The organism is Streptomyces sp. NPDC043908, assembly GCF_056435525.1.
Genome location: NZ_JBWKEI010000010.1, coordinates 69,761 through 85,478, shown reverse-complemented (window position 1 = coordinate 85,478; position 15,718 = coordinate 69,761). Strand labels below are relative to the sequence as shown.

Sequence of the window (15,718 nt, the reverse complement as noted above, 5' to 3'; positions counted from 1 at the left end):
CCGTGTGCGAGGGGTGAACACGAATGGCCTCGGGCACATGCCCGAGGCCATCGGTGTCACACGGGTCAGCCCAGTTCGCCGTCGGCGGTGCGCTCGGCCAGCCGGACCAGGGTGCGGACCGCGGAGCCGGTGCCGCCCTTGGGGGTGTAGCCGAAGGGGGCGCCCTCGTTGTAGGCCGGGCCCGCGATGTCCAGGTGGGCCCAGGTGATGCCCTCGCCCACGAACTCCTTCAGGAACAGACCGGCCACCAGGCCGCCGCCCATCCGCTCGCCCATGTTGGCGATGTCGGCGGTCGGGGAGTCCATGCCCTTGCGCAGCTCGGCGGGGAGCGGCATCGGCCAGGACTGCTCGCCGGCCTCCTCGGCCGTCTCGTGGACGGCGGTGCGGAAGGCGTCGTCGTTGGCCATCACACCGAAGGTGCGGCTGCCGAGCGCCATCATCATCGCGCCCGTCAGGGTCGCCACGTCGACGATCGCGTCCGGGTTCTCCTCGGAGGCCTTGGCCAGGGCGTCGGCGAGGACGAGCCGGCCCTCGGCGTCGGTGTTGAGGACCTCGACGGTCTTGCCGCTGTACATGCGCAGGACGTCGCCCGGACGGGTGGCGGTGCCGGACGGCATGTTCTCGGCGAGCGCCAGCCAGCCGGTGACGTTCACCTTCAGGCCCAGCCGGGCGGCGGTGACGACGGCGGCGAAGACGGCGGCGGCGCCGGCCATGTCGCACTTCATCGTCTCGTTGTGGCCCGCCGGCTTCAGCGAGATGCCGCCCGAGTCGTAGGTGATGCCCTTGCCGACGAAGGCCAGGGACTTCTCCGCCTTGGGGTGGGTGTAGCCGATGCGCACCAGGCGCGGGGCGTTGGCGGAGCCGGCGCCGACGCCGAGGATGCCGCCGTAGCCGCCCTTGGTGAGCGCCTTCTCGTCGAGCACCTGGACCTTGACGCCGTGCTCCTTGCCGGCCGCGGTGGCGACGGCTGCGAAGGACTCGGGGTAGAGGTCGTTCGGCGGGGTGTTCACCAGGTCGCGGGCGCGGTTGATCTCCTCGGCCAGCGCGATCGCGCGCTCGACCGCGGCCTTGTGAGCCTTGTCACGCGGCTTGGCGCCGGTCAGGGCGATTTCGGCCAGCGGCGCCTTGCCGTTCTTGCCGCCGTCCTGGTACGCGGTGAAGGCGTACGAACCGAGCAGCGCGCCCTCCGCGATGGCCGCCACGTCCTCGGCCGCCTCCACGGGCAGCGCGAACGCGGCCTTCTTGGTGCCGGCCAGGGCGCGGGCGGCGACACCGGCGGCCGCGCGCAGCGACTCGGCGGCGAACGTCTCGTCCTCGCCGGGGGCCGTGCCGAGTCCGACGGCCAGCACGACGGGCGCCTTCAGACCGGACGGCGACGGCAGCTTGGTCGCCTCGCCCTCGGCACCGGAGGCGCCCAGGGTCTCCAGGACGCCGGCGAGCTTGCCGCCGAACGCCTTGTCCACGGCCTCGGCGCCCGGCGCGACGACCAGACCCCCCTTGGGCCCGGTGCCCTTGGTGATGCCGACGACCACGGCGTCGGCGCGCAGCGTCGCGGCACCGGCAGTGCTGAGAGTCAGAGCAGTCACGGTGGTGAAGTCTCTCTTCCGTTGAGTTTCCGAGCCGAGGGATGGGTCGGCTGTGCCCCGGCGCATCGTAATTCGGCCGAGTCGGGCGCGGATACGAGCGTACGCGCGCGGATCCGCTTCGCTCACGGCGGCGGCAATTCACTCATCCGTGGTGTCTGTTCCATGTTTGCCCGCCAGACTGTGATCGCTCGGTCACACTCGGCCCGTCCGGGCAAGGGCGCACAGGGCTCCTTTGCACCATTTCCACAGGTCCTGCCGTGTGCGCACGCATAGGGAAGGGCCCCCATGAGGGGGGAACGTTGAAGAAGGCGAACCGGATGAGAACGGGCAGAACCGCGGTGGCACTGCTCACCGCCGGCCTCCTGGCGGCGGGCATACCCGCGGCCGGCGCCGACGCCGCGACGGTGACCCCGCGCATCGACCTCAAGGTGCTCGTCCTGGACGACGGCGGCAGCGTGGTGGACGCGCTGACGGCCCAGCTCCGGAGCATCGGGCTGCCGTACCAGACGGTGCGCCTGGGCGACGCGGGACGGCCGACGGTCGACGCGGCGTTCCTCGGCGACACGGTGAACGGGCGCCCCCGGGCCAAGTTCCAGGGCGTGATCGCGCCCAACGAGCTCCCCTTCGGGTCGGCCGACTCCCCCGAGCAGAGCGCGCTCGCGGCGTACGAGAAGGCCTTCGGCATCCGCCAGATCGACGCCTCCACCTGGGCCCACCCCGAGGTCGGCCTCGACTACACGGACCAGAACGGCGGCTGGGCCGGGGTGCTCGACGGCGCCAGGACCCAGATCACGCCGGACGGGCTGAAGGGCCCCTTCGCCTACCTCGACGGAACGGTCCCCTTCGAGGACAACTCCGCCTCCGTCGCCGAGAGTTACGGCTACGCCGCCCACCCCCGGGAGGGCTACACCAGCTACCTCACCGCGCCCACCGGCGGCTCCCTGCTCGGGACCTACACCCACGACGGGCGCAGCGAACTCGTCGTCACCTTCGCCTACAACCAGTACCAGGAGCAGTTCAAGGTACTCGCGCGCGGCATGGTGGAGTGGCTGACCCAGGGCGTCCACCTCGGACAGAACCGCAACTACTTCGCCGTCCACGTCGACGACGTCCTCGCGCCGGACGCCCGCTGGGACACCGCGCGCGACTGCACCCCGGGCGACTTCGACTGCGCCGGCGGGGGCGGCGCGACGAGCGACATCCGGATGACGGCGGCCGACGCGCAGTACGCCGTCCAGTGGGAGCGGGCCAGCGGTTTCACCCTCGACCTGCTGTACAACGCGGGCTCCGGCGAGGAGTGGAAGGCCGAGCACGGCGGCACCGACGCTCTCGCCGCCCAGCTCCTCGCCGACAAGGCCGCGTTCCGCTGGGAGAACCACACCTACACGCACGCCTTCCTCGGCTGCGTCCAGGACACCACCACGGTGCCCTGGACCTGCGCGAAGAACGCGGACGGCAGCACCCGGTGGGTGAGCCGCGCCGACATCGCCGGCCAGATCACCGACAACTACCAGTGGGGCGTGCGCAAGGGCCTTCCGGTCGACCGCGCCGAACTGGTCACCGGGGAGCACTCCGGCCTGAAGACCCTGCCGCAGCAGCCCCAGGACAACCCCAACCTGGCCGGGGCACTCGCCGACGCCGGGGTCAAGTGGGCGGGCAGCGACAACTCCCGCGAGCCGCAGCAGCGCCCGGTCGGCTCTGCCCTCACGGTGCCGCGCTACCCGATGAACGTGTACTACAACGTGGGCACGGCGGCCGAGATGGCCGACGAGTACAACTGGATCTACACCTCCAGGGCCGACGGCGGCAGCGGGGTCTGCGAGGACAACCCCACCTCCACCTGCCTGCCCGGGCCGCTGGACACCGCCACCGGGTACGCCTCGTACATCGTTCCCCAGGAGGCCGCCACCGCGCTGCGGCACGTGCTCGGCAACGACCCGCGCCCGCACTACGTCCACCAGTCCAACCTCGCCGAGGAGCGCCTGCTCTACCCGGTCCTCGACCGGGTGCTCGGCGACTACCGCGCCCTGTTCGCGGACAGCGTGCCCGTCGTCAACCTGCGCCAACGAGACATCGGCACCGAGCTCGGCCGCCAGGCCGCCTGGGCCAAGGCGGTGGCGGACGGCAAGGTCACCGCGTACCGCGTCGGCACCGCCGTCACCGTCCAGGCGCCCTCGGGCGTGGTGGCGCCGGTCACGGCTCCCGAGGGCACCCTGCAGCAACAGCTCCTGGGCACCACCGTGTTCGGCACGCCGTACGCGGGTCAGCGCACCGCCTGGTCCGCTCCCGGAGCGCTCCAGACGGCGATCACGCTGAAGCTCCCGGCCTGACCGGCCGACCGACATTCGCTGTCCAGGGGGGACACCAATGCCGAGCAGTGGCCGTCATGTCACCATGCTCACGGAAGGCACCTATCCGCACATCCACGGGGGTGTGAGCACCTGGTGCGACCAGCTCGTCCGCGGTATGCCGGAGGTCGACTTCCAAGTCCTGGCCCTCACCGGCAGCGGCCGCGAGCCGGTCGCCTGGGAGCTGCCGCCGAACGTGTACCGGCACACGGCGTTCCCCCTGTGGGGACCGGCGCCGCGGCGCCGGCCGCTCTTCGGCAGGGAGCGGCGCCGCTTCATAGACGTCTACGAGCGGTTCCTGCTCTCGATGCTCGACCCCGGGTCCGGCTGCGACTTCACCCAGGGGCTCTTCGCCCTGGCGCGGCTGGCCCGGGCCGGGCGGCTCTCGGGGGCGCTGCGCTCGGAGGCCGCGCTGCGGTCCCTGATGTGGATCTGGACCATGCCGCATCTGGAGATAGCCGCCGCACGGCCCACCGTGCACGACGCCCTGACCGCCACCGACCTCCTCGAACACGCGCTGCGCCCGCTGACCGCCCGCCTCCCCGAGGACTGCGTGGCGCACGCGGTCAGCAGCGGCCTCGCCACCCTTCCCGCGCTGGCCGCCCAGCACTTCGACGGCGTGCCCTTCCTCCTCACCGAGCACGGCATCTATCTGCGCGAGCGCTATCTCGGCTACCGCACCGGCGAGCAGAGCTGGCCGGTGAAGTCGCTGATCCTCGCCTTCTACCGCGAGCTCAACTCCACGGGGTACCGCCAGGCCGACCTGATCACCCCGTGCAACCAGTACAACCGCCGCTGGGAGGAGCGCGGCGGGGCGCCGGCCGACCGCATCAGGACGGTCTACAACGGCGTCGACCCCAGCCTCTTCCCGCACGCCGGACCCGACCCGGCGGTGCCCACCCTCAGCTGGTGCGGACGCGTCGACCCGATCAAGGACCTGGAGACCCTGATCCGGGCGTACGCCATGGTCAGGGCCGAGCTGCCGGAGGTGCGGCTGCGGCTGTTCGGGCCGGTCCCGGCAGGCAACGCCGACTACCGCACCAAGCTGGAGAAGCTCGCCGCGGAACTCGGGGTCACCGACGGGATCACCTACGAGGGCCGGGTCAGCGACGTCGCCGGCGCCTACGCGGCGGGCAGCGTGGTGATGCTCTCCAGCATCAGTGAGGGCTTCCCCTTCTCGCTGATAGAGGCGATGTCCTGCGGGCGCGCCACGGTCTCCACGGACGTGGGCGGGGTGCGCGAGGCCGTCGGGGACGCGGGCCTGGTGGTGCCGCCGCGCGAGCCCGCGCTGATGGCCGAGGCCGCCCTGTCCCTGCTGCGCGACCACGAACGGCGCGCCGCACTGGGCGCGTCGGCCCGTGCCCGGGTCGTCGAGCAGTTCACCCTCCACCGGTCCGTGGACGGCTTCCGCCGGATCTACCGGGAGCTCGCCGGGGCCCCCGAGCCCCTGCCCCGGTACGCCCCGGCCGCCGCGCCCCTCGCGGAACGTCCCGCCGAGGACCGGGCCCAGGACCGCGCCCAGGTCCCCGGCGAGGCGGACGACTGGACGCTGGAACTCACCGACCCCTGGTACCGGGAGCTGGCGTCGGACGGGTCGGTCTGGTGAGCGGCTCGTTGTGGCTGGGCGCGGAGGGCCGGCACACCCTGCCCTTCATCCCGCGCCAGCGCCCGCACACCCCCGCCGCCGACCCTGTCGACGAACTCGCCGCCCGGATGGAGGAGTTGATCGCGGCCGCCGTCCACCCGGACGAGGTCGCGGCCATCCTGGAGTCCGACGGCATGACCGACTCCCACATCCGTACGGCCTACGGCCGCCACGACTCCTTCGAGCTCGCCGAGGACCTCTACGCGCGCGTGGAGCGCCGCTACCCGTCCGCCGCGGCCCCGGCCGCCGACCCCTGGCACGGCTCCCTGGGCGCCTGTCTGCTGCGCGGCCTGGTCTTCGCGCTGCCCGGCCTGGCGTACGTCCTGGGCGCCCCGCTGCTCGCCGGGCCCGAGGACGGCTTCGGCCTGCCCTTCGGTACGGTCCCGCTGCTCGCCTCGGCCGTCACCGGCTGGGTGTGGAACCAGGGGCTCTCCCACCGGGCCTACACGTGGCTCGGCCTGGGCGACCGGGCCGCCGCCGGTGCCGCCCTGCGCACCGGGGCCCCGCTGGGGGCCGTGCTGGGCGCGCTGGTGGCGCTGGCGGTGAGCGGGCCGGGCGAACTGCCCGCGGTCGGCTTCGCCGCCGGGCAGGCGGTCTATCTGGCGGCGGCGACCGTGCTGCTCGTCCTGGGGCGCGAGCGGGACCTGCTGTACGCGCTGGCGCCGGTGGCGGCGGGCGCCGCATGGGCCACCGTCCTCGACCTGCCCGACGCGCCGCGCTGCGCGCTGCTGCTGCTCTCGCTCGCCGCCGCGACCGGCTTCGCCCGGCGCGCGTCGGGCGGGGCGGGCGGCGGCGGGGCGGGCGCGGGCGACGGCCGGCCGGGCCCGTCCCTGGCCGCCGCCGTCCCGTACGCGCTGTTCGGTCTCGGCACCGGCGTCCTGGTGCTGTACGCGGCCGTCGGGGACGTGCTCGCCGACGGCGCCGGGTCCGCCGTGGCCGCGCCCTCGGCCGTCGCGCTCACCCTGAGCATGGGGCCCGCCGAGTGGCTGCTGTACCGCTTCCGCAGCGGGAGCAGGGCGGGGTTGCGGGCCACCAGCGCCCGCGGCTTCCGCCGGGCGACCGCGGCCACCCTCGTGGTCTGCCTCGGCGGCTATCTCGCCGTCCTCCTCGCCCTCACCGTCGCCGGGACGCTGCTGTGGCCGGGCGCCCCGCACCTCGGCGCGCTCCGGCTGACGGGGCTGCTGCTCACCGGCATGGTCCTGTGGACCGCGCTGCTGCTCCAGTCCTATGGCGCCGTCCGCGCCGCCGCCGCCGTGTGCTGTGCGGCGGCCGGGGCGCAGGCGCTGACCCTGGTGACCGGGGCGGGCCACCCGGACACGGTCGGGCCGGTGGTGGCGGGCGTCGCCGCGCTGCTGCTCGCCGTGCTCGTGGGGGCACTGCTGGGACGGGCGACGGCCCACCGCGCATGACCCCAGCCCGAAGCGGGGTCCATGGCGGCTCCGCGTACAGGAAGAGAAGCCACGCACACGATGCACCCGCAGACCCCGCACCCGCACGCCCCACCTGTCCCACCCGCCCTGCACACCGCACCCGCCCCGCATCCGGCACCTGCCACCTCGGCCGCACCCGCCCCGCATCCGGCACCCGCCACCTCGGCCGCACCCGCCCCGCATCCGGCACCCGCCACCTCGGCCGCACCCGCCCCGCAACCGGCACCCGCCACCTCGGCCGCACCCGCCCCTCCCGCCCCCGAGCGGACCCTCCTCGTCCCGTTCTACGACCACCCGGCCGACCGGCCCGACGCCTGGGAGAGGCTCATCGCGGCGGCGCCCCGGCTGTACGGGGTCGTGCTCAACCCCGCCAGCGGCGCCGGGCAGGCCCCCGACGCGGTGTTCGCCGAGGCCGCGGCCCGGCTGCGGGCGGCCGGCGTCCCCGTCCTCGGCTACGCGGACACGGACTACGGCCGCCGCCCGCACGCCGAGGTCGTCCGCGACCTGCTGCGCCACCGCGACTGGTACGGGGCCGACGGCGCCTTCCTCGACCAGGCGGCCACCGATCCGGCGCTCCTCGCGCACTACCGGCGCCTGTCCGTCGCGGCCCGCGCCGCCGGGGCCCGCACCCTGGTCCTCAACCACGGCACCCACCCCCACCCCGGGTACGCCGCCCTCGCGGACCTGCTCGTCACGTACGAGGGCACCTGGGCGGCCTACCCTGGGGCGGGCGCCCCGCAGTGGACCCTGGCCCATCCGCCGGAGCGCTTCTGCCACCTCGTCTACGCGGCCCCGCCCGGCGCCCGGCCCACCACGCCTGTGCACTGCGCGGTGCCGGGCGACGCCCCGCACCCCTGGGGCACGCTGCCGCACCTCCTGGAGCCCGCCCGATGACACGCCGCCTCCCCCTCGCGCTGGTCCTGCTGCTGCTCCTGCTCGCGGGGTGCTCCTCCTCGGACTCCTCGGACGACGACAGGCCGGGGCCGGACGAGTCCGGCGCCGTGACGTCCCCGTCCCCGTCCCCGTCCGCGCCGGGCCCCGCCCCCGGGCACTGGCAGCCGCGGCCCGGCCTCGCCTGGCAGTGGCAGCTCACCGGGAAGCTCGACCCGTCGGTGGACGTGCCGGTGTACGACGTCGACGGCTTCCACGTGTCCAGGGCGCAGGTCGACGATCTGCACCGGCGCGGACGCAAGGTGATCTGCTACGTCTCCACCGGCGCCTGGGAGGACTTCCGCCCGGACGCCGGCCGGTTCCCCGCGTCGGTGCTGGGCAGGCCCAACGGCTGGGAGGGCGAGCGCTGGCTGGACGTCCGCCGTACGGACGTCCTGGGGCCGCTGATGGCCAAGCGGTTCGACATGTGCCGGGAGAAGGGGTTCGACGCGGTCGAGCCGGACAACATGGACGGCTACGCCAACGAGACCGGCTTCCCCCTCACGGCGGCGCACCAGCTCGCGTACAACCGGCTCGTCGCGCGGCTCGCCCATGAGCGGGGGCTCGCCGTCGGGCTGAAGAACGACCTCGACCAGATCCCGGAGCTGGTGGGGGAGTTCGACTTCGCGGTGAACGAGCAGTGCGCGGAGTTCGGCGAGTGCGAGGCGCTCGGCGCGTTCACCCGCGCCGGGAAAGCGGTCTTCCACGTCGAGTACGACAAGGCGCCCGCCACGTTCTGCGCGGTGGCGCGGAAGCTGGGGCTGAGCTCGATGCGCAAGGAGCTGGAGCTGGGGACGTGGCGCCGGGCGTGCCCGTGACGCGCCGGCGGGGGCGGGCGGTGCGGGGCCGGTCGCGCGGTACCTGGCGCGCCCCGGCCGGTCGCGCGATGCCTAGCGCGCCCCCAGCGCCGCCACGGTCAGCGCGGCCGTCGCCGCCGTCTCGGCCAGCGCCCCGAACACGTCCCCGGTCACCCCGCCGAAGCGGCGTACGCAGTGGGCCAGCAGCAGCTGGGACGCCGCCAGGGCCGCCAGGAGCGCCAGGGTGTGGTGCAGGGCCGCGCCGGGACCCAGCGCCAGCCCGGCCGCCGCGCACCCCGCCGCCACCAGCACGGCCACCCCCGCCGCCGCCCGCCGCGGCACCGCCCCCGCCACCGCCGCCCCCAGGCCGTCCGGGCGGGCCGGGGGGACTCCGGGGCGGCAGGCCAGGGTGAGGGCCAGACGGGCCGTGACGGCCGCCACCGCCGCCGCGAGCGCGCCCCGGGCCCAGCTCTCCGCGTACAGCTCGGCCAGGGCCGCCACCTGGCCCAGGAGGACGAGGACGAGGGTGAGTACCCCGAACGGGCCGATGTCCGACTGCTTCATGATCCGCAGGGCGTCCTCGGCGGGCTTGGCGCTGCCGAGCCCGTCCGCCACGTCCGCCAGGCCGTCCAGGTGCAGGCCCCGGGTGAGCGCGGCCGGGACCGCCGCCGTGGCGACGGCGGCGAGCAGCGGACCGGAGCCGAGGAGCAGGAGCAGGCCCCCGGCGGCCGCCGCGCAGACGCCCACGACCAGGCCCGCCAGGGGAGCCCAGAGCATCCCGGAGCGGGCCGCCGCGCGGTCCCAGCGGGTGACCCGGACCGGGAGCACGGTCAGCGTGCCGAAGGCGAAGCGTATGCCGTCCATGGGATTCATCGGGCGCAGGGTATCCCGGGCGCCACTCTCCGCCTCGCAGGGGTAAATTGCCCCTGTTGCCCCTATTGCAGCCCTGTGGATCGGAGGGGGATGAGCTGGTTCAGCCGGAACTTCGTCGAGCCGGGCAAGCTCCCCATGCTGCTCGCCCTGGCGTCGTTCGTGCTGACGTTCGTCGTCACCCGTACGATCACCCGGCTCATCCGGGCCGGGCGTGGCCCGTTCCGCAACATCCGGCCGGGCGGCCTGCACATCCACCACGTGGTGCCGGGGGTGGTCCTCACCGTGGTGGGCGGGTTCGGGGCGGTCGCCAGCGGGCGGCACGGGGTCGGCGCCGGTGTCTTCGCGGTGGTCTTCGGGATGGGCGCGGGCCTGGTCCTCGACGAGTTCGCGCTGATCCTGCACCTGGACGACGTGTACTGGACCGAGCAGGGCCGCAAGAGCGTCGAGGTGGTGGTGCTGACCGCCGCCCTGGTGCTGCTCGCCCTCGCCGGGTTCTCGCCGCTCGGCGTCAACGACATGACCCCGCAGGAGAGCCACGACCGGGCCTCGTTCCTGCTCACCCTGGCCGTCAACTTCGGGTTCGTGCTGATCGCGCTGGTCAAGGGCAAGTTCCGGCTCGCCGTCGTGGGCGCGCTCGTCCCGTTCGTGGCGCTCGTCGCCGCGATCCGCCTCGCCCGGCCGGGCTCCCCGTGGGCGCGCCGCTTCTACCGCGGGCGCGCCCGGGCCCGCGCCCGGTCCGCCCTGCGGGTCTACCGGCACGACCGGCGCTGGACGCGGCTGCGGCGGCGGGCTCAGGACTTCATCGGCGGGGCCCCGGACAGGCTGCCGGCGCGCCGGCCCTGAGCGGCCCGGGCACGGCGCCGCCTCTGGCGCACCGAGGTGATCCAGCAGAGCACGCCCACCGCGACGATGGCCGCGATGTGCTCCTTGCCCGCGAGGTTGTCCTTGGCCACCACCTCGCCGGCCATCGAGGCGGCGACGACCCCGGCCGTCCAGTACGCCCGGTAGCGCCAGCACACGTACACCGCCAGCCCCACCACCGCGGCCGAGGGGCCGGTGTCGACCATCCTGGCGTCCGAGGCGGGCAGCCCCAGGACGCTGTCGGGGCCGAGCGCGATGCCCACGCGCGCGTACATCGTCCCGGCCAGGGTCGCCGCGTAGGCGATGACCAGGGTGTGGCGGCGGCCGATGCAGATCTCGGCGACCCCGAAGACCAGCAGCAGCTGGGCGAGCGCGCCCCACACCGGCAGGTCCAGGGCCGGGACGAAGAGGGAGAGGGGGGTGCGCAGCAGGGAGACGGCCAGGGCGTCCTCGGCCTTCACCGAGCCGATGACCTGGACCGGGCGGAAGCCCCACGGCTGGTTCTGCACCACCTGGAACAACGATGTCAGCGCGACCGCGCCGAGGGTCATGGGGACCGCCCGCCAGCGCTGGGTGGAGAGCGCGTAGCGGACGGCGAGGTGGAGGGGGCCCCACTCCCGCCGGGCGAACCGGCGTACTGGTCCGTTGCCCGGCAGGGAGAGGGGGCCCTTCACCTCTGGGACTCCAGGTGCCGGCGGTGCAGCCACTTGGGCAGCCCGGGCGCCTCCAGGAAGCCCTCGGCGCGCGCGGCGGCGATGCCGATGCGCGGCAGGTCGGCGGACTTCTCGAAGAGCATGAAGCGGGGCTCCCAGATCGGCCGGTACTTGGCGTTGGCGCGGTACAGCGACTCGATCTGCCACCAGCGGGAGAAGAAGCTGAGCAGCGAGCGCCACAGCCTCAGCACCGGACCCGCGCCGAGCTTCGAGCCGCGTTCGAAGACGGAGCGGAACATCGCGAAGTTCAGCGAGACCTGGGTGATCCCGATCTCCCTGGAGCGCTGGAGGAGCTCGATGACCATGAACTCCATCAGGCCGTTCTCGGAGTCCCGGTCGCGGCGCATCAGGTCCAGCGAGAGCCCGTTCGGGCCCCACGGCACGAAGCTGAGCACGGCCCGCAGGGCGCCCTCGCCGTCGGTGCACTCCAGCATCACGCACTGGCCGTCCGCCGGGTCGCCGAGGCGGCCCAGGGCCATGGAGAAGCCGCGCTCGGTGGCGCCGTCGCGCCAGTCGTCGGCCTTGCGCAGCAGTTCACTCATCTCATCGGCAGGAATGTCCGCATGACGGCGGATCCTCACCTCGTACCCGGCACGCTTCACCCGGTTGTACGCCTGGCGCACGGTCCGCATGGCGCGGCCGTCCAGGGTGAAGTCGGCGGTCTCCACCAGCGCCTCGTCGCCGAGCTCCAGGGCGTCCAGGCCGTGCCGGGCGTAGACGGTGCCGCCCTCCTCGCTGGCGCCCATCACCGCCGGGGTCCAGCCGTGCTCGCGCGCCTCGGCCAGCCACGGCTCGATCGCGCCGGGCCACGCCTCGGGGTCGCCGATGGGATCGCCGGAGGCCAGCGAGACGCCGCCCACCACCCGGTAGGCCACGGCGGCCTTGCCGGTGGGGGACCAGATGACGCTCTTCTCGCGGCGCAGCGCGAAGTAGCCGAGCGAGTCGCGCTCGCCCTGCTTGTCCAGGAGCGCGCGCAGCCTCTCCTCGTCCTCCACGGAGAGCGGGTCGACGGCCTTGCGGTTGCGGAAGGCCGCGTAGATCACGGCGATCAGCAGCAGGGTGGAGAGCACGTTGATGGCCACGTTGACCCAGCCCGGGGTGTCGATCCCGGTGATGTCGTGGTCGTCGGGCACCAGCGAGACGAGCCGCATCACGCCGTAGCGCCAGCGGCCCAGGAACGTCGAGTGCTGGTTCCCCTCGTACGTGTTGGTCACCGTGACCAGGAGCGTGGCCAGCAGCGAGGTGAGCAGCAGCCCGCCGGCCGCGACGACCGCCGCGAGCCGGGGGTTGGCGCGGTCGCCCTTGGCGTAGAACTCGCGGCGGCCCAGCATCAGGGCGAGGACGAACGCGGCGGTCAGGACCAGGGACACCCAGTTCTGCGCGTACTGCCGGATCTCCGGGAAGACCATGACGAACGCGAACAGCAGCAGGACGAGACTGCTGAGCACCATGTTGAGGATCCAGGCGGCACGCTTGCGGCGGCGCATGGTGACCGCCAGGAACAGCGTGAACACGCCCGAGGCGAACCCCGCGTCGAGCAGGTACGGCGTGAAGTAGTTGTCCGTGTTGTGGCGCCGAAGGTCCTGGCCCAGGGAAACCCACACGGCGCTCAGGAAGTTGATGAACGTCACGGCACGCAGGTACCAGACGGCGAAGGCCGCACTGCGTCGCGACCGGACGGTACTCCGGGTCAATCCTTCGGTGGTCAAGCGGACTTCTCCCATGAAACGCGATCATATGGGGCAGTGGACATCGCGCCTCGGGGCGGTCACGGACGCGGCCGGGCGATGCCCGGCCGCGCCGCGGCTCAGTCTTCGGTGCGATCCCCCTCGGTCTCCGCGCGCTCGACAAGCTCCGCCGCCAGGGCGGCGGCGGCCTGCACGAGAGGGAGGGCGAGCAGGGCCCCGGTTCCTTCACCCACAGTGACGCCGTGGTCGAGCAGGGGGTTGAGTGCCATCCGGTCCAATGCCTTGGACTGGGCCGGCTCCCCGCTCAGCTGACCGGCCAGCCACCAGTCCGGAGCCCGGAAGGCGGCCCGCTGGGCAACCAGCGCGCAGGCCGACGAGACCACCCCGTCCAGGATGACCGGCGTTCGGCGCACCGCGCACTGAAGCAGAAAACCGGTGGTCGCGGCAAGGTCGGCCCCGCCGACGGCCGCCAGCAGCTCCAGCTGGTCGCCCAGGACCGGCCGCGCCCGGCGCAGCGCGTCCCGGATCGCCGCGCACTTGCGCATCCACGCCAGGTCGTCGATCGTCGCCCCGCCACGCCCGGTGACGACCGAGGCGTCGGTGCCGCACAGCGCCGCGATCAGGGTGGCCGCGGCCGTGGTGCCGCCCACGCTGAGGTCGCCGAGCACCACCAGGTCGGTGCCGGAGTCGGCCTCCTCGTCGGCGATCCGCATCCCGAGGCGTACGGCGGCCTCCGCCTCCTCGACGGTCAGCGCGTCCTCGATGTCGATCCGCCCGCTGCCGCGCCGCACCCGGTGCCGTACGACGTCCTCGGGCAGCAGCGCGGGGTCGCAGTCCAGCCCCGCGTCCACGACCCGTACGGGGGCGCCCAGGCGGCGGGCCAGGACGGAGACGGGGCCGCTGCCGTCCAGCACGGACCGCACCAGGGTGTGCGCGGAGCCCGCCGGGCGGGCCGAGACGCCCAGTTCGGCGATGCCGTGGTCACCGGCGAAGAGGATCACGCGCGGGTGCTCGATGGGCCTGACCGGCACCGTGCCCTGGGCGGCGGAGAGCCACTCGCCCAGTTCGTCGAGCCGGCCGAGCGCGCCGGACGGCACGGTCAGCCGCTCCCGGCGTTCCTCGGCGTCACGCCGCACACCGCTGTCGGGGCGTTCGATCAGATCGGAGAAGTCGTCGAGATTCAGCCTGCTCATTCGCCGAACAGTACCGGCAGCGGGTGCCCGCCCCACCGGTGGTGGGGCGGGATCGCGCCCCGGCGCCCGCCCGGCTCAGCCGCGCAGCACCAGGGCCTGCCCGGCGACGACCAGCAGGACGTGCTCGCACTCGGCCGCCACCGCCGAGTTGAGCCTGCCCAGCTCGTCCCGGAACACCCGCCCCGCGCGCGTCGCGGGCACCACCCCCGACCCCACCTCGTTGCTGACGAACACCACGGTCCTCGGGGTCGCCCGCACCGCCGCGACCAGCTCGGCCACCCGCTCGCGCACGGCCTGCGGCAGCTTCTCCCGCTCCCACGCCCCGGCCCGGTCCATGGCGTCGGTCAGCCACAGCGACAGGCAGTCCACGAGCAGCGCGGGGCCCTCGGAGGCCAGCAGCGGCACCAGCTCGCAGGTCTCCTCCGTACGCCAGGCGCCGGGCCGCCGGTCGCGGTGCAGGCCGACCCGCGCCGCCCACTCCGGGTCGCCCTCGCGGGTGCCGCCGGTCGCCACGTACACCACCTCGGGGAAGGCCTCCAGACGGCGTTCGGCCTCCACCGACTTGCCCGAGCGCGCCCCGCCCAGCACCAGGGTGCGGCGCGGCAGATCGGGCACCGCGTGGTACTCCCCGACGATCAGCGTCGACCCGTCCGGCACCGCCCGCGCCCCGGCCGCCGCGAGCCGGCGGGCCAACTCCCGCCCGGGCGGCACGTCGTGGCCGATGTGCGCGGCCACCACGTCCGTGGCGGCCCCCACCGCGCCCGCCGCCCGCAGCCGGGCCAGCGCGTCCGGCCGCCCCAGCACGTCGCAGACCACCATGTCGTACGGATGCGACGCCCCGGCCATCCCCGAGGGCGCCCCGCCGGGCGGCAGGTACAGCAGCCGCTCGCCCTCCGGCGAGGTCACCTCGTATCCCGTGCCGGGCGCGTCCATCGGCACGGCCCGCACCCGGTGCCCGCTGATCAGCGTCAGCACCCGGCCGTCCGGCACCCGCCCGGCCGACGGCAGCCCGGGCGGCAGCTCCACCGCGGGCCCGTCGTGCGGATGGGTGAGCAGGACCTGCCGTACGCCCGTGAGCGAGTGCCCGGACCGGGCGGCGGCCAGCGCCGCCCCGGGGGTCAGATCGAGCAGCAGGGCGCCGTCGACGAGCAGGGCGGTCGCGGCGCGCGCCTGGTCGCCGCGGGCCGAGGCGCACGCGGCGCAGGGGCAGTCGGGGCGCGGCAGCCCGTCGGGGGCTCCGGTGCCGAGGAGAGTCAGTTCCACGAAGACGATCCTCCCGCGTCACCGCGGCCGGTGCGCGCCCGGATACGCTGCGGGCAGCAACGTGACCCGGGAGGCGGACATGGCGTGGACGTGGCGATTCGAGAAGTCCGACGGGACGGAGGTCGAGCCGGCGGTGACACCGGAGGAGTTCACGACCCAGGGCGACGCGGAGTCCTGGATCGGTGAGGTCTGGAAGGACCTGCTGGAGGGCGGCGCCGACCAGGTGCACCTCTTCGACGACGGCAAGAAGATCTACGGCCCGATGAGCCTCCAGGCCGACGCGGGCTGACGCACGGTGGCGCGTGGGGGGGGGGGGGGGGGGGGGGGGGGGGGGGGGGGGGGGGGGGGGGGGAGGGGGAAAAATGGGCGGCCGCCCCGCAAGACGCGCCCC

The 15,718-nt window shown here is 74.4% G+C and carries 12 protein-coding genes and 1 pseudogene; 7 read left to right on the top strand and 6 right to left on the bottom strand.

The genetic code is table 11. From position 1 onward, the window contains the following. Positions 1 to 65: 65 nt before the first annotated feature. A complete protein-coding gene (locus tag AC069K_RS22255; protein ID WP_365110054.1) occupies positions 66 to 1,586 on the bottom strand; it encodes a leucyl aminopeptidase in 1,521 nt (506 codons plus the stop codon). Between the two features lie 317 nt (positions 1,587 to 1,903). Between AC069K_RS22255 and AC069K_RS22250 the strand changes: the two genes are divergently transcribed. From AC069K_RS22250 to AC069K_RS22230, 5 genes and pseudogenes are all read left to right on the top strand, one after another. Beyond that, the gene (locus AC069K_RS22250; RefSeq protein ID WP_478618888.1) at positions 1,904 to 3,916 is read left to right on the top strand and encodes a hypothetical protein; all 2,013 of its coding nucleotides are present in this window, start codon (positions 1,904 to 1,906) and stop codon (positions 3,914 to 3,916) included. 37 nt (positions 3,917 to 3,953) lie between these two features. Then, positions 3,954 to 5,540 carry a GT4 family glycosyltransferase PelF gene (gene pelF / locus AC069K_RS22245; RefSeq protein ID WP_478618886.1) on the top strand — a complete coding sequence of 529 codons (1,587 nt, stop codon included), beginning with the start codon at positions 3,954 to 3,956 and terminating at the stop codon, positions 5,538 to 5,540. Next, positions 5,537 to 6,988 carry a hypothetical protein gene (locus AC069K_RS22240; protein WP_478618883.1) on the top strand — a complete coding sequence of 484 codons (1,452 nt, stop codon included), beginning with the start codon at positions 5,537 to 5,539 and terminating at the stop codon, positions 6,986 to 6,988. The genes pelF and AC069K_RS22240 overlap by 4 nt, the downstream gene beginning before the upstream one ends. 288 nt (positions 6,989 to 7,276) lie before the next feature. Further along, positions 7,277 to 7,903: pseudogene (locus AC069K_RS22235) on the top strand (spherulation-specific family 4 protein); the annotation flags it as partial. After that, positions 7,900 to 8,757, top strand: a complete 858-nt coding sequence (locus AC069K_RS22230; protein ID WP_478618881.1) for an endo alpha-1,4 polygalactosaminidase — start codon at positions 7,900 to 7,902, stop codon at positions 8,755 to 8,757. The pseudogene AC069K_RS22235 and the gene AC069K_RS22230, both read left to right, overlap by 4 nt. Before the next feature lie 72 nt (positions 8,758 to 8,829). Here AC069K_RS22230 and AC069K_RS22225 read toward each other — a convergent pair whose 3' ends face one another. Beyond that, positions 8,830 to 9,609: an adenosylcobinamide-GDP ribazoletransferase gene (locus tag AC069K_RS22225; protein WP_478618878.1), complete on the bottom strand. Its 780-nt coding sequence runs from the start codon at positions 9,607 to 9,609 to the stop codon at positions 8,830 to 8,832. A gap of 90 nt (positions 9,610 to 9,699) precedes the next feature. On the opposite strand from AC069K_RS22225, the gene AC069K_RS22220 reads away from it, so the two are divergent. Beyond that, a complete protein-coding gene (locus AC069K_RS22220; RefSeq protein WP_365110035.1) occupies positions 9,700 to 10,452 on the top strand; it encodes a hypothetical protein in 753 nt (250 codons plus the stop codon). Here the strand turns inward: AC069K_RS22220 and AC069K_RS22215 are convergent. From AC069K_RS22215 to AC069K_RS22200, 4 genes are all read right to left on the bottom strand, one after another. After that, positions 10,401 to 11,144, bottom strand: a complete 744-nt coding sequence (locus AC069K_RS22215; RefSeq protein ID WP_365110032.1) for a hypothetical protein — start codon at positions 11,142 to 11,144, stop codon at positions 10,401 to 10,403. The genes AC069K_RS22220 and AC069K_RS22215 overlap by 52 nt on opposite strands. After that, a complete protein-coding gene (locus AC069K_RS22210; RefSeq protein WP_365110029.1) occupies positions 11,141 to 12,907 on the bottom strand; it encodes a phosphatidylglycerol lysyltransferase domain-containing protein in 1,767 nt (588 codons plus the stop codon). The genes AC069K_RS22215 and AC069K_RS22210 overlap by 4 nt, the downstream gene beginning before the upstream one ends. An 83-nt stretch (positions 12,908 to 12,990) precedes the next feature. Beyond that, positions 12,991 to 14,064 carry a nicotinate-nucleotide--dimethylbenzimidazole phosphoribosyltransferase gene (cobT, locus tag AC069K_RS22205; RefSeq protein ID WP_365114293.1) on the bottom strand — a complete coding sequence of 358 codons (1,074 nt, stop codon included), beginning with the start codon at positions 14,062 to 14,064 and terminating at the stop codon, positions 12,991 to 12,993. A 75-nt stretch (positions 14,065 to 14,139) separates the two neighbouring features. Continuing rightward, complete coding sequence (locus tag AC069K_RS22200; protein WP_365114291.1) at positions 14,140 to 15,327, bottom strand: bifunctional adenosylcobinamide kinase/adenosylcobinamide-phosphate guanylyltransferase; 1,188 nt, start codon at positions 15,325 to 15,327, stop codon at positions 14,140 to 14,142. 79 nt (positions 15,328 to 15,406) lie between these two features. Here AC069K_RS22200 and AC069K_RS22195 point away from each other — a divergent pair, with 79 nt between their 5' ends. After that, the gene (locus AC069K_RS22195) at positions 15,407 to 15,616 is read left to right on the top strand and encodes a hypothetical protein (protein WP_358991247.1); all 210 of its coding nucleotides are present in this window, start codon (positions 15,407 to 15,409) and stop codon (positions 15,614 to 15,616) included. The last annotated feature ends 102 nt before the right edge of the window (positions 15,617 to 15,718 follow it).

Excerpts from the sequence above, each read along its gene's own strand:
- cobT (WP_365114293.1), bottom strand. The coding sequence starts at position 14,064 with ATGAGCAGGCTGAATCTCGACGACTTCTCCGATCTGATCGAACGCCCC.
- pelF (WP_478618886.1), top strand. The coding sequence starts at position 3,954 with ATGCCGAGCAGTGGCCGTCATGTCACCATGCTCACGGAAGGCACCTAT.
- AC069K_RS22230 (WP_478618881.1), top strand. The coding sequence starts at position 7,900 with ATGACACGCCGCCTCCCCCTCGCGCTGGTCCTGCTGCTGCTCCTGCTC.
- AC069K_RS22210 (WP_365110029.1), bottom strand. The coding sequence starts at position 12,907 with ATGGGAGAAGTCCGCTTGACCACCGAAGGATTGACCCGGAGTACCGTC.
- AC069K_RS22220 (WP_365110035.1), top strand. The coding sequence starts at position 9,700 with ATGAGCTGGTTCAGCCGGAACTTCGTCGAGCCGGGCAAGCTCCCCATG.
- AC069K_RS22225 (WP_478618878.1), bottom strand. The coding sequence starts at position 9,609 with ATGAATCCCATGGACGGCATACGCTTCGCCTTCGGCACGCTGACCGTG.
- AC069K_RS22250 (WP_478618888.1), top strand. The coding sequence starts at position 1,904 with ATGAGAACGGGCAGAACCGCGGTGGCACTGCTCACCGCCGGCCTCCTG.
- AC069K_RS22195 (WP_358991247.1), top strand. The coding sequence starts at position 15,407 with ATGGCGTGGACGTGGCGATTCGAGAAGTCCGACGGGACGGAGGTCGAG.